The 12819-nt window shown below is 70.0% G+C and carries 10 protein-coding genes; 7 read left to right on the forward strand and 3 right to left on the reverse strand.

Features of this window, described 5'->3' with window-relative positions; all coding sequences use genetic code 11:
* The first annotated feature begins 87 nt into the window (after positions 1–87).
* The 6 genes from ABZ845_RS00300 to ABZ845_RS00325 all read left to right on the forward strand — a co-directional run bounded on the left by ABZ845_RS00300 (position 88) and on the right by ABZ845_RS00325 (position 6431).
* On the forward strand, positions 88–858 hold the full coding sequence (locus ABZ845_RS00300; protein WP_360971113.1) for a DeoR/GlpR family DNA-binding transcription regulator: 771 nt from the start codon (positions 88–90) through the stop codon (positions 856–858).
* A gap of 92 nt (positions 859–950) precedes the next feature.
* Positions 951–2324: a sugar ABC transporter substrate-binding protein gene (locus ABZ845_RS00305; protein ID WP_360971116.1), complete on the forward strand. Its 1374-nt coding sequence runs from the start codon at positions 951–953 to the stop codon at positions 2322–2324.
* Complete coding sequence (locus ABZ845_RS00310; protein ID WP_360971119.1) at positions 2321–3259, forward strand: sugar ABC transporter permease; 939 nt, start codon at positions 2321–2323, stop codon at positions 3257–3259. Before ABZ845_RS00305 ends, ABZ845_RS00310 begins: the two co-directional genes overlap by 4 nt.
* Positions 3256–4113, forward strand: a complete 858-nt coding sequence (locus ABZ845_RS00315) for a carbohydrate ABC transporter permease (protein WP_360971122.1) — start codon at positions 3256–3258, stop codon at positions 4111–4113. The genes ABZ845_RS00310 and ABZ845_RS00315 overlap by 4 nt, the downstream gene beginning before the upstream one ends.
* Positions 4110–5099: a zinc-dependent alcohol dehydrogenase family protein gene (locus tag ABZ845_RS00320; protein WP_360971125.1), complete on the forward strand. Its 990-nt coding sequence runs from the start codon at positions 4110–4112 to the stop codon at positions 5097–5099. Before ABZ845_RS00315 ends, ABZ845_RS00320 begins: the two co-directional genes overlap by 4 nt.
* Before the next feature lie 105 nt (positions 5100–5204).
* Positions 5205–6431 carry a TerD family protein gene (locus ABZ845_RS00325; protein ID WP_360972380.1) on the forward strand — a complete coding sequence of 409 codons (1227 nt, stop codon included), beginning with the start codon at positions 5205–5207 and terminating at the stop codon, positions 6429–6431.
* Between the two features lie 256 nt (positions 6432–6687).
* Here ABZ845_RS00325 and ABZ845_RS00330 read toward each other — a convergent pair whose 3' ends face one another.
* From ABZ845_RS00330 to ABZ845_RS00340, 3 genes are all read right to left on the reverse strand, one after another.
* Entirely contained in the window at positions 6688–7254 is a 567-nt protein-coding gene (locus ABZ845_RS00330) for a helix-turn-helix domain-containing protein (RefSeq protein WP_360971128.1), read from the reverse strand.
* A gap of 277 nt (positions 7255–7531) precedes the next feature.
* A complete protein-coding gene (locus ABZ845_RS00335; RefSeq protein WP_360971131.1) occupies positions 7532–8977 on the reverse strand; it encodes an alkaline phosphatase PhoX in 1446 nt (481 codons plus the stop codon).
* A 207-nt stretch (positions 8978–9184) separates the two neighbouring features.
* Complete coding sequence (locus tag ABZ845_RS00340; protein ID WP_360971134.1) at positions 9185–10612, reverse strand: hypothetical protein; 1428 nt, start codon at positions 10610–10612, stop codon at positions 9185–9187.
* A gap of 333 nt (positions 10613–10945) precedes the next feature.
* Between ABZ845_RS00340 and ABZ845_RS00345 the strand changes: the two genes are divergently transcribed.
* Positions 10946–12772 carry an endonuclease/exonuclease/phosphatase family protein gene (locus ABZ845_RS00345; RefSeq protein WP_360971136.1) on the forward strand — a complete coding sequence of 609 codons (1827 nt, stop codon included), beginning with the start codon at positions 10946–10948 and terminating at the stop codon, positions 12770–12772.
* The last annotated feature ends 47 nt before the right edge of the window (positions 12773–12819 follow it).

Consider the following 12819-nt stretch of genomic DNA (forward strand, 5'->3'; position numbering starts at 1 on the left):
GCCCCACAGGGCCCGAACGGGCATGGCCGGCTCACGCGAGATGCGAAACAGGCCACACGGACCAAGGAACCGAGGCGGGAGGCGACGATGACGACGAGGTCAGGGGAAGAACGCCAGCGCGAGATCGTCCAGGCCGCCCGCCGTACGGGCTCGGTCGACGTCACCGCGCTCGCCGCGGAACTGGGCGTGGCGAAGGAGACCGTACGGCGCGATCTGCGTGTCCTGGAGGACCATGGGCTGGTGCGCCGTACGCACGGCGGCGCCTACCCGGTGGAGAGCGCGGGCTTCGAGACGACCCTCGCCTTCCGCGCCACCAGCCACGTGCCCGAGAAGCGGCGGATCGCCACCGCCGCGGCCGAACTCCTCGGGGACGCCGAGACCGTCTTCGTGGACGAGGGCTTCACCCCGCAGCTCATCGCCGAGGCACTCCCCCGGGACCGCCCGCTGACGGTCGTCACCGCATCGCTCGCCACCGCGGGCGCGCTGGCGGAGGCCAAGAACACCACCGTATTACTGCTGGGCGGCAGGGTGCGCCCCGGCACACTCGCCACCGTCGACCACTGGACGACGAAGATGCTGGCCGGATTCGTGATCGACCTCGCGTTCATCGGCGCCAACGGCATCTCCCGCGAGTACGGGCTCACCACGCCCGACCCGGCCGTCAGCGAGGTCAAGACCCAGGCCATCCGCGCCTCCCGGCGCACGGTCTTCGCCGGGGTGCACACCAAGTTCGGTGCGGTGAGCTTCTGCCGCTTCGCCGAGGTCGGCGAGCTGGAGGCCATCGTCACCAGCACGTTGCTGCCCGCCTCCGAGGCCCACCGCTACTCGCTGAAGGGCCCGCAGGTCATCCGCGTCTGAAACGACCCGGCGCACCCCCGGCGGCACACCCATGCCCGTGCGCGCCCCTTATCTCCCCATGTGTCATCTCCCCATACGTCCAGGAGCACACCATGCGAACCCAGAGCCGACGAACGCCTCGCACCCTCTTTGCCGTGGCCACCGTAGGGACGCTGATCACTCCGCTGCTCACCGGCTGCGCGGGCGCCGGCGGCGCCGGCGGCGGTTCCTCCGCCCACTCCATCAACGTCCTGATGGTGAACAACCCGCAGATGGTCGAGCTGCAGAAGCTCACCGCCGACCACTTCACCAAGGACACCGGCATCAAGGTGAACTTCACCGCCCTGCCGGAGAACGACGTCAGAGACAAGATCAGCCAGGACTTCTCCAACCAGGCGGGCCAGTACGACGTCGCCACGCTCAGCAACTACGAGATCCCGATCTACGCCAAGAACGGCTGGCTCCAGCCGATGGACTCGTACGTCAAGAAGGACACCGCCTTCGACCAGCAGGACGTCCTCCCCCCGATGCGGCAGGCACTGACCGCCGCGGACGGCAAGCTCTACGGCGAGCCCTTCTACGGCGAGTCCTCCTTCCTGATGTACCGCAAGGACGTCTTCGAGAAGAAGCACCTGACCATGCCCGCCAAGCCCACCTGGCAGCAGGTCGCCGACCTGGCCGCGAAGGCGGACGGCGCCGAGTCCGGCATGAAGGGGATCTGCCTGCGCGGACTGCCCGGCTGGGGCGAGGTCATGGCGCCGCTGACCACGGTCGTCAACACCTTCGGCGGCACCTGGTTCGACAAGCAGTGGAAGGCACAGGTCGACTCCAAGGAGTTCAAGCAGGCCACACAGTTCTACGTCGACCTGGTCCGCAAGCACGGCGAGTCGGGCGCCGCGCAGTCCGGGTTCGCCGAGTGCCTGAACAACATGACGCAGGGCAAGACGGCGATGTGGTACGACGCCACGGCGGGCGCGGGTTCCCTGGAGGCCGCCGACTCCCCGGTCAAGGGCAAGATCGGCTACGTCCCCGCCCCGGTCGTCAAGACGGACAGCTCCGGCTGGCTCTACACCTGGGCATGGGGCATCCAGAAGGCGTCCAAGCACACCGACGACGCCTGGAAGTTCGTCTCCTGGGCCTCCGGCAAGGGCTACGAGAACCTCGTGGGCAAGACGGCGGGCTGGTCCAACGTGCCGGCCGCCAAGCGAGCGTCGACCTATGAGATCCCCGAGTACCGCAAGGAGGCGGGCGCCTTCGCGGACGTCACCCGGAACGCGATAGCCAGCGCCAAGCCGAACGACCCGGGTGTGCAGCCCCGGCCCACGCCCGGCATCCAGTTCGTCGACATCCCCGAGTTCACCGACCTGGGCACCAAGGTCTCCCAGGAGATCAGCTCCGCCATCGCCGGCCGGGAGTCCGTGGACAGCGCGCTGGAGAAGTCGCAGAAGCTCGCCGAGGCCGTCGCCAAGAAGTACGAGGGATCATGACCGTCACCACCTCCGCCCGGATCGCCGCCGCCACCGCGCGGCCGGCGACCCGGCCGCCGAACCGCATGCACGCGTGGGCCACCCGGGCTCCTCTGCTGCCCGCGCTGATCTTCATGATCGTAGTGACCCAGCTGCCGTTCGTGGCGACCCTGGTGATCTCGTTCTTCGACTGGAACGCCCTGTACCCGAAGGACCGTCACTTCACCGGCGTCGACAACTACCACCAGGTCCTGTCCGACCCGGACCTGCGCCAGTCGGTGTGGACGACGGTCCTGCTGACGGTCACGGTGGTCCTGGTCAGCCTGGTCCTCGGACTCGCGCTGGCGCTCCTGCTCAACCGCCGGTTCCCCGGCCGGGGCCTTGTCCGCACCCTGCTGATCGCGCCCTTCCTGGTGGTCCCGGTCGCCGCGGCCCTGCTGTGGAAGCATGTGCTCTTCAACCCTGAATACGGCCTGCTCAACGGCCTGTTGCACTATGTGGGCGGACCTCAGCCGGACTGGATCTCGGACAACCCGCTGCTCGCGGTCGAGACCTCGCTCGTCTGGCAGTGGACGCCGTTCATGATGCTGATCCTGCTGGCGGGCCTGCAGAGCCGCGATCCCCAGCAGCTCGAGGCCGCGCGGGTGGACGGCGCGAGCGACTGGCAGATCTTCCGCCATCTCACGCTGCCGCATCTGCGTCGCTACCTCGAACTCGGCGCACTTCTGGGTTCGATCTACATCGTGCAGAACTTCGACGCCGTGTTCACGCTCACCTCGGGCGGCCTCGGCACCGCCAACCTTCCCTACACCGTGTACCAGAGCTTCTACCAGGCCCATGAGAACGGCCTCGCCTCGGCCGCGGGCGTCCTGGTCGTCATCGGCTCGATCGTGATCGCGACCTTCGCGCTGCGCGTGGTGTCGTCCCTGTTCCGTGAGGAGGCATCCCGCGCATGAGCACCGTCGCCCCACGCGTCCGCAACCGCAATCGCGCCCGCCGCGGGGCGGGACTGGGCCTGCTGGCCTGGCTGACCGGCCTGCTGTTCTTCCTGCCCATCGCCTGGATGGCGCTGACCTCGTTCCACTCGGAGGCCGACGCCGCGACGAACCCGCCGTCCTTCACGGCCGCCCTCACCCTCGACGGCTACCGGGACTTCTTCGGTGTGGGCGGCGGCGCGAGCCCCTGGCCCGCGCTGACCAACTCGGCGATGGCCTCGGTGATGTCGACGCTGTTCGTCCTGCTGCTGGCCCTCCCGGCGGCGTACGCGCTCTCCGTCCGCCGGGTGCGGAAGTGGACGGACGTCCTGTTCTTCTTCCTGTCCACCAAGATGCTGCCGGTCGTCGCCGGACTGCTGCCGATCTACCTGTTCGCGAAGAACGCCGGGCTGCTGGACAACATCTGGCTGCTGGTCATCCTGTACACCTCCATGAACCTGCCGATCGCGGTGTGGATGATGCAGTCCTTCCTCGCCGAGGTCCCGGTGGCCGTCATCGAGGCGGCTCAGATCGACGGCGCCCGGCTGCCTACGATCCTGGCGCGCGTGGTGGCCCCCATCGCCCTGCCCGGTATCGCCGCCACCTCCCTGATCTGCTTCATCTTCAGCTGGAACGAGCTGCTCTTCGCACGGGTGCTCACCGGTGTCGTCGCCGAGACCGCGCCCGTCTTCCTGACCGGCTTCATCACCAGCCAGGGCCTTTTCCTGGCGAAGGTGTGCGCCGCGTCGCTCGTCATCTCCCTGCCGGTGCTCGCCGCGGGGTTCGCCGCCCAGGACAAGCTGGTCCAGGGCCTGTCGTTGGGAGCCGTGAAATGAAGGCCGCCGTCATCGAGTCCGTGGGCCGGGCCGTCGTCAGCGAGGTCCCGGACCCGGTGCCCGGCCCCCGCGATGTCGTGGTCGAGGTCGCGGCCTGCGGACTGTGCGGGACGGATCTGCACATCCTCCAGGGTGAGTTCGCGCCCAAGCTTCCGATCGTGCCCGGCCATGAGTTCGCGGGCGAGGTGGTCGAGGTGGGCGCCCAGGTCACCGAGGTGTCCGTGGGCGACCGGGTGGCCGTCGACCCGTCGCTGTACTGCTTCGAGTGCCGGTACTGCCGTACGGGGCACAACAATCTCTGCGAGCGCTGGGCCGCGATCGGCGTGACGACGGCCGGAGGTGCCGCTCGATACGCGCTCGCCCCGGTGGCCAACTGCGTCAAGCTGCCGGACCACGTCCGCACCGAGGACGCGGCGCTGATCGAGCCGCTGTCCTGCGCGGTGCGCGGCTACGACGTCCTCCAGTCCCGGCTGGGCGCGCACGTCCTGATCTACGGGTCCGGGACGATGGGCCTGATGATGCTGGAGCTGGCCAAGCGGACCGGCGCCGCAAGCGTTGACGTGGTGGACGTGAACCCGGCGCGCCTGGAGACCGCGCGGCAGCTCGGCGTCAGCGGGTCCGCGGCGAACGCGGACGAACTGGACCGGCCGCGGGGCTGGGACCTGGTGGTGGACGCCACGGGCAACGCGGCGGCGATCCAGGACGGCCTCGGCCGGGTGGCGAAGGCGGGCACCTTCCTCCAGTTCGGCGTGGCGGACTACGCGGCACGGGTCACCGTCGACCCGTACCGGATCTACAACCAGGAGATCACCATCACCGGCTCCATGGCGGTGCTGCACAGCTTCGAGCGGGCGGCCGAACTGTTCGCCGGCGGTGTGCTCGACCCTGAGGTGTTCATCAGCGACCGGATCCCGCTGGAGCGCTACCCGCAGGCGCTGGAGCAGTTCGCGGCGGGGGTCGGACGCAAGATCGTCGTCGTTCCGTAGGAACGCCGCCGGAAGGGTCCGCGAGAGCGCCGCGAGGGAAGTTCGGGCCGGGGCCGGGTAAGGGAACGGCAAAGTGACCCTGATCGTTGGAGGGGCATGACAGCTATGACCCCCGGCTCGAACATCCAGCTCGGAGCCTCCCGCGTCACCGTCGAGGTCGCCGCCCCGGTGCGGCTCGACGTATCGGCCCTGCTGCTCACCGCCGACGGCAAGGTGCGCTCCGACGACGACTTCATCTTCTACAACCAGCCTGCGGGCCCGGGCGTCACCTACCGCTCCGGCGGCGGGACGAGCCCCGACTCGATCACGGTGGACACCGCCTCCGTGCCGCCCGGCATCGAGAAGATCGTCGTCACCGCGAGCCCCGACGCCACGGGCCAGACCTTCCAGGGCATCGAGCCCACGGCCACGATCCGCAACGCGGACGACAACAGCGCCCTGGCCACGTTCACTCCTCCGCAGCTCGGCTCCGAGACGGCGCTGGTGGTCGTGGAGGTCTATCTGCGGGGCGGCGCCTGGAAGGCACGCGCCGTCGGCCAGGGGTATGCCGATGGCCTGGCGGGCATCGCCACCGACTTCGGCGTCACGGTCGAGGAGCCGGCCGCGCCCTCGGGGCCCGTCGCCACCCCGGCGCCTGTCGCACCGCCCGCCCCCGCCCCGGCGCCCCCGGCCGCCGCACCGGCACCGTCGCTCGCCGTGCCTCCGGCGCCCGCCGCGCCTCCGGCCGCCCCGCCCGCACCGGCCCCCGGCGCCGGGAAGGTCAACCTCGACAAGGGCCGGGTCAGCCTGCAGAAGAATCAGACCGTGTCCCTGGTCAAGGGCGGCCGTCCGCTGCTCTCCCAGGTCAAGATGGGTCTCGGCTGGGAGCCCGCCTTCCGCGGCAAGAACATCGACCTGGACGCGTCCGTCATCGCCTTCGGACGGCAGCGCAACCACATCGACAGCTGCTACTTCGGCAAGCTGACCATCCTCAGCGGCGCGATCCAGCACTCCGGCGACAACCTCACGGGCGAGGGCGGTGGCGACGACGAGGCCATCATGGTCGACCTCGGGCGCCTTCCCCAGGAGGTCACGGGCCTCGTCTTCACCGTGAACTCCTTCTCGGGCCAGAAGTTCACGGAGGTCGCCAAGGCGTACTGCCGCCTCGTGGACGCCGCGACCGACGAGGAACTCGTCCGCTTCGACCTCACGAACGCCGAAGCGGAGACGGGCGTGATGATGGCCAAGCTCGTCCGGCAGTTCTCCGGGGAGTGGGACATGACCGCCATGGGCTCCTTCGTCAAGGCCCGCACCGTGCGGAACATGGTGCAGCCGGCGGCGCAGGCGCTCTAGGGTCTTGCGGTTCGCACCGCACCCGCGGGTCCCGGCCGGGAGCCCGCGGGTGCACGGGCCGTGGCACCCTAGGGCCTCTCGTTTGGATCAGACCGCTCCAGGGCCCGGGCACCGCTCCCCCAAGCTCTTCGAGCAGGGGGTACCCCCAGCCGCGTTGTCGTCGGTTGCCATGGCTCCGCCATGACGCCCTCCTCCGCCGTGCGATGCACGGCACCCGACCCCGCTCCCTGATCCGGCCTGATCCGAACGAAAGACCCTAGGGGCGCAGTCCCTCGGTCAGCAGCGACAGATAGCGGCGGATGTGCGTGCCCTCTGCGTCCGCCGGTTCCGACGCCGTCACCACCCCGTGCGCCAGCCGCAGGACCTCGATCGGCTCGACGTCCGCGCGCAGCGTCCCCTCCCGCCGCGCCGCCTCCACCAGACGTGCCGCCGCCCCCTTGATCGAGGTGCCGCAGACCGTGAGCGCCGCCGAGCCGCCGTCCGAGACGGCCGACCCCAGCAGGGCCTTGAGCCCGCGTACCTGCAGCGTCCCGGCGCACAGTTCGTACAGCCACTCCGTCAGCGCCTCGCCGGGCGGCAGATGCCCCGCGAGCTCGTCGGCGCGTGCCGCGATCGCCTCGATCCGGTCGACGTAGGCCGCCTCCAGCAGCGCCTGCCGCGTGGGGAAATGGCGGTAGAGGGTGCCGGATCCGACCCCCGCCCGCTTGGCGATGTCATCGAGCGACGCGTTCTCGCCATGCTCCGCGAACGCGACGGCCGCCGCCTTCAGCAACCGCTCGTAGTTGCGCCGCGCATCCGCTCGCATGGGCCTGACCTGTGGCATCCGGATACTCCTTGCGAACCGGGGACCCCGTCCGAATGGTAACCGGCAGCAAGCGGAGGCAGTCTCCGGTCGTACGGGCCGTCACCGTCCCCCGCGGCGGACCGCTCCGCCACGACGATGAACGGACACCGGAACACGTCCCCCGTTCCTCGGAGGCGCGATTGCGCGAAGACGCCTGGCGCGGGACGCCGGGCCTGACGGCCGCCGTGGCGATGTCAGGTCCGGACGACCGCCCTCCGGTCCGGGCGGACCCCGGAACGGAGCGAAGAAGACTGGGTCAGTTGCACTTCTGGCGCTTCCAGGGGCCGGTGACGGCCAGCATGATGCCCGGCCGCTGGATGTTGGCGAACAGGGTCCTGCCGTCGGGCGAGAAGGTGACCCCCGTGAACTCGCTGTAGTCCGGGTCCGCCTCGGTGCCGACGTTCAGTTCATTGCGGGCGATCGGGTAGGTACGCCCGCTCCCGGTCACGCCGAAGAGGTGCTGGACGCCTTCGCCGTCCTCGGCGATGACGAGGCCGCCGTACGGGGAGACGGTGATGTTGTCGGGGCCGTCGAAGGCGCCGTCCACGGCCGGATCGGGGTTCACCCCGAAGCGGACCTTCAGGGTCAGGGTGCGCCGCCGGGGGTCGTAGAACCAGACCTGGCCGTCGTGCTGGACCGGGCTCTCCTCACGGGCGTAGGAAGCCACGATGTACGCTCCGCCGTCACCCCACCACATGCCCTCCAGCTTGCGGGCGCGGGTGATCTCACCGGTCGCGAACTGCTTGCGGACGGGCGCCTTCTGCGCGTCACGGTCCGGGACGTCGATCCAGTCGACGCCGTACACCGTTCCGGGCTTCGTGGCCCGGGAGAGGTCGTCGACGAACCGGCCGCCGGAGTCGAAGCACTTGAACGCCTGGAGGCGGCCCGCGTCGTCGGCGAGGGTGCGCAGCTCGCGGCGCCCGTGGAGGAAGCCCTCGGGCGGGGTCCAGCGGTACAGCAGTCCGTTCGGGTCGGCCGCGTCCTCGGTCAGGTAGAGGTGGCCGCGCACGGGGTCGACCACTACGGCCTCGTGCGCGTAGCGGCCCAGCGCCTTGAGGGGCTTCGGGTCGTGGCCCGCGCGGCTGTCCAGCGGGTCGACCTCGAAGACATAGCCGTGGTCCTTGGTCATGCCGTTCTGGCCGGCCTTGTCCTCGGTCTCCTCGCAGGTGAGCCAGGTGCCCCAGGGGGTAGTGCCGCCCGCGCAGTTGGTGGACGTGCCCGCGATGCCGACCCACTCGGCGACCTTGTCGTGCCGGACCTCCACGACGGTGCAGCCGCCGGAGGCCGCCGGGTCGTAGACGAGGCCCTCGGTGAGCGGTACGGGGTGGTCGAACTTGGAGCGGGGACCCTTGAGCTCGTGGTTGTTGACGAGGAGGGTGGCACCGCGCGGACCCTCGAAGGCGGCGGTGCCGTCGTGCTTCTCGGGCGTGAGCTCCCCCGACTCCAGCCTGGTCCTGCCGCTGTAGGTGATGACGCGGTAGGAGAATCCGGCGGGCAGCGCGAGCAGACCGTCGGGGTCGGGGAGCAGCGGGCCGTAGCCCACGCCGCCGTGCTGGTCACCCTCATGGCCGTCCGCGGCCTCGGTCTCGGTGGACGCGAGGGCTCCGGGGGCGGTGGCGAGGGCACCGGCGCTGCCGATCAGGGCGATGCCGGCACCGGTGAGCGCGGAGCGTCTGGCGAAATCCCTGCGGGTGAGCGACATGCTGTCTCCTGTGAAGGGGAAGGGAGTCAGTCGGGAATCACGTGTGAATCCGCGTTGCCCACACACGCTTCCGCGTCCGCCTGAACACCCGTTGAACGCGGGTCGACACGGAGGGTCGCCACCTCTGTGAAACCGCCATGAACATGGCACGAGGTCACCGCCCGCCGCGCCGCTTCCCCGCCACAGGAAAACCCGCGGGAAGGCCGCTCACCCTCCTTGCTGAGACCGCGCCTTGAACGCCGCCTTCCGGGCCTCCTTGGCCACCTTCTTGTCCGGGTGCAGGCGCCCCATCGCCTCCAATACCTCCGGGGTGGCGGGGTGGTCCACCCGCCAGGCCGCCTGGAAGAAGCCGCTGTGCTGCGCGGCGAGCCCTTCCACCAGCGCCTGCAGCTCCGCCGAGTTGCCCTCGGCCGCCAGCTGGGCGGCGACCGTGTCGATGGTCAGCCAGAAGACCATCGACTCCGTGGGCGCGGGCACGTCCGCGGCGCCGCGCTCGGTGAGCCACACCCGCGCGAGACCGCCGAGTTCGGCGTCGTCCAGCACCTCGCGCAGAGCCGGTTCCGCCTCCGGACCGACCAGGGACAGCGCCTGCTGGCAGTGCAGCCTGCGGAGCGGCGCGGCGGCGTCCGAGCCGCGCGCTGCGGCCAGCAACTCCCTTGCCGCGGGCAATGGTTCACGCAGGGTCAGCCACTGCTCCGTCTCGGCCTGCGCCGCCGCGGGCGGAAACGCGGACGTGCCGTGGAGCAGCGCGTCGGCTCCCTTGTCGGCGAGTTCACCGACCACCGGCGCGGCGATCCCGGCCTCCAGCAGCCGTGCGCGAACTCCGTACACGCCCAGCGGGGTCAGGCGCACCATCCCGTAGCGGCTGATGTCCGTCTCGTCGACGGGCACCGCCGGCTCCTCGCCGACGTCGGCCATCAGCGCCTCGTCGACGGGCTGGAACTCGACCAGTCCGATCGGTTCGAGGATCCGGAACTGGTCGTCGAGCCGCATCATGGCGTCCGACACCTGTTCCAGTACGTCATTGGTGGGTTCGGCCATGTCGTCGGGCACGATCATCGACGCGGCCAGCACGGGGAGCGGCACCGGCTCGTCCCCGGGCCCCTCCTCACTCGCCGTCAGCAAATAGAGGTTGGCGAGCACTCCGTCGAGGAACTCGGCTTCCGCCTCCAGGTCCCAGTCGAGGGAGGAGAAGTCGACCTCGCCGCCCTCGTCCAGGATGCCGGCGACGTCGTCCAGGTCGGGCACGCCGGCGTCGGCGAGCACGGCTTCCAGTGCCGCGAGCCAGGTGTCCAGCACTTCGGCCGGGCTCCCTGAGGTGAGCAGCGCGAGCTCGCGGCCCGCGGCGACCGTCCCCTCCTCCTCGTCGGTGACCTCCACGAGCCCGGAGTCGACGGCGATCCGCCATGCCTCGCTCGCATAGGCGTCGGCGTCCTCACCGGTCAGCCCGAGAACCCCGGCGGCGGCGGGCAGTTGCTCCTCGACCAGTTCGCCGCCGGCGTCCACCCGAGTGTCCGGACCCGCCCAGCGGGCGAGCCGGGCGGCGCGGGAGAACAGCGGTGCGGCGAGCGCGTCCCGCGCGAGCTCCGCTTCGGAGCTCAGCCGAACCGGCGGCAGAGGGGAGCTGTCTGACATCGACTGGGTCTCCTTGAGACGGACGGAGTGGCCGGGGGAGAGCCCCGGATCACGGGCTCAGCCTAGACGGATTTCCACCCATGCCGCCCGGTTCATCTGCCCGCTGTGATCTGTACATGGCTAAAACCTTGACAACCGCCCTCGCCGCACAGGAGATTGACGCGCGTAGAAGTCGGCGGACATCTGTTCACCCAAGATCGCCGGCGTCACGCCGGGGGTCCCTGGAACTCCCCGTCTTCTGCGCGCGCCGCACCGCACCGCCGGTCGCGGCGCTCAGTGGCGCCACGCAAAACCCTCGTCCCGGCGCCCCCGTATGTCCCTGGAGGAATCCCCTTGCCGAGCAAGTCATCCACGCGTCTCGCGGCACTCACCGTCGCCGCCGTATGCTCCACGGTGACCGGTGTGGTGCTGACCACACCCGCACACGCGGACACCGTGCGCATCCACGATATCCAGGGCACCACCCGCATATCACCGCTCGCGGGCCAGAAGGTCACGGACGTGGCCGGAATCGTCACCGCCGTACGGACCTACGGCTCGTCCAAGGGCTTCTGGATGCAGGACCCCAACGCGGACGACAACCCGGCCACCAGTGAGGGCATCTTCGTCTTCACCAGCTCCGCCCCGAAGGTGGCCGTCGGCGACTCGGTGACCGTGTCGGGCACCGTCTCGGAGTACATCCCGGGCGGCACGTCCTCCGGCAACCAGTCGGTGACCGAGATCGGCAAGCCGACGGTGACGGTGGTCTCCAGCGGCAACGCCGTTCCGGCGCCGGTCGTCATCAACGCGAAGTCCGTGCCGTCGCGTTACGCCCCCGCGGGCGACACGGCGGTGAGCGGCTCGATCAACGGCCTCACCCTGGAGCCGACGAAGTACGCCCTGGACTACTACGAGTCCCTCGAGGGCATGAACGTCCAGGTCTCCGACGCCCGCGTGGTCACCGCCACCGACCCGTACAGCGAGCTGTGGGTCACGGTGAAGCCGCACGAGCGCGCCGACCGCCGGGGCGGCACCGTCTACAGCTCGTACGACGCGCAGAACTCGGGCCGGCTGCAGATCCAGTCCCTCGGCTCGACCGCCGACTTCCCGGCCGCCAACGTCGGCGACACGCTCACCGGCACCACCACCGGCCCGCTGGACTTCAACCAGTTCGGCGGCTACACGATCGTCGCGGGCCAGATGGGCACCCTGAAGAGCGGCGGCCTGCAGCGGGAGACCACACGCAAGCAGTCCAGCAACGAGCTGGCCGTCGCCACGTACAACGTGGAGAACCTGGACCCGTCCGACGGGACCTTCGACGCCCACGCCTCCGCGATCGTGAACAACCTGCAGTCGCCCGACATCGTGTCCCTGGAGGAGATCCAGGACAACAACGGCGCCAAGGACGACGGCACGGTCGACGCGAGCCAGACGGTGAACAAGCTGATCGACGCGATCGTCGCGGCGGGCGGCCCGAAGTACGAGTCGCGCTCGATCGACCCGGTCAACGACCAGGACGGCGGCGAGCCGGGCGGAAACATCCGCCAGGTCTTCCTCTTCAACCCGGCGCGGGTCTCGTTCACCGACCGTCCGGGCGGCGACTCCACCACCGCAGTGGGCGTCACCAAGGTGCACGGCAAGGCCCAGCTGACGGTCTCCCCCGGCCGGATCGACCCGTCCAGCGACGCCTGGAAGTCCAGCCGCAAGCCGCTCGCCGGCGAGTTCGTCTTCCACGGCAAGACGGTCTTCGTGATCGCCAACCACCTGACGTCGAAGGGTGGCGACCAAGGGCTGACGGCGCAGTACCAGCCGCCGACGCGCAGCTCGGAGACCCAGCGTCACCTCCAGGCGACCGAGGTGAACAACTTCGTCAAGAGCATCCTCGACACCCAGAAGAACGCGGACGTCATCGCGCTCGGCGACATGAACGACTTCCAGTTCTCCGACACCGCGAAGATCCTCGAGGGTGACGGCGAGCTATGGTCGGCGATCAAGTCGCTGCCGAAGAGCGAGCAGTACACGTACGACTACCAGGGCAACAGCCAGGTGCTCGACCAGATCCTGGTCAGCCCGTCGATCCGCCGTGACTGCGGTCTCGACTACGACAGCGTGCACATCAACTCGGAGTTCCACGACCAGATCAGCGACCACGACCCGCAGGTGCTGAGGTTCCACCCGTAGTTGCCGGCAGCGGCCCGCCGCTCTGTGCCGACGAGCCCGGCCCCCTC

The organism is Streptomyces sp. NPDC047022 (assembly GCF_040644155.1).
GTDB lineage: Bacteria > Actinomycetota > Actinomycetes > Streptomycetales > Streptomycetaceae > Streptomyces.

Excerpts from the sequence above, each read along its gene's own strand:
- ABZ845_RS00300 (WP_360971113.1), top strand. The coding sequence starts at position 88 with ATGACGACGAGGTCAGGGGAAGAACGCCAGCGCGAGATCGTCCAGGCC.
- ABZ845_RS00305 (WP_360971116.1), top strand. The coding sequence starts at position 951 with ATGCGAACCCAGAGCCGACGAACGCCTCGCACCCTCTTTGCCGTGGCC.
- ABZ845_RS00310 (WP_360971119.1), top strand. The coding sequence starts at position 2,321 with ATGACCGTCACCACCTCCGCCCGGATCGCCGCCGCCACCGCGCGGCCG.
- ABZ845_RS00315 (WP_360971122.1), top strand. The coding sequence starts at position 3,256 with ATGAGCACCGTCGCCCCACGCGTCCGCAACCGCAATCGCGCCCGCCGC.
- ABZ845_RS00320 (WP_360971125.1), top strand. The coding sequence starts at position 4,110 with ATGAAGGCCGCCGTCATCGAGTCCGTGGGCCGGGCCGTCGTCAGCGAG.
- ABZ845_RS00325 (WP_360972380.1), top strand. The coding sequence starts at position 5,205 with ATGACCCCCGGCTCGAACATCCAGCTCGGAGCCTCCCGCGTCACCGTC.
- ABZ845_RS00330 (WP_360971128.1), bottom strand. The coding sequence starts at position 7,254 with ATGCCACAGGTCAGGCCCATGCGAGCGGATGCGCGGCGCAACTACGAG.
- ABZ845_RS00335 (WP_360971131.1), bottom strand. The coding sequence starts at position 8,977 with ATGTCGCTCACCCGCAGGGATTTCGCCAGACGCTCCGCGCTCACCGGT.
- ABZ845_RS00340 (WP_360971134.1), bottom strand. The coding sequence starts at position 10,612 with ATGTCAGACAGCTCCCCTCTGCCGCCGGTTCGGCTGAGCTCCGAAGCG.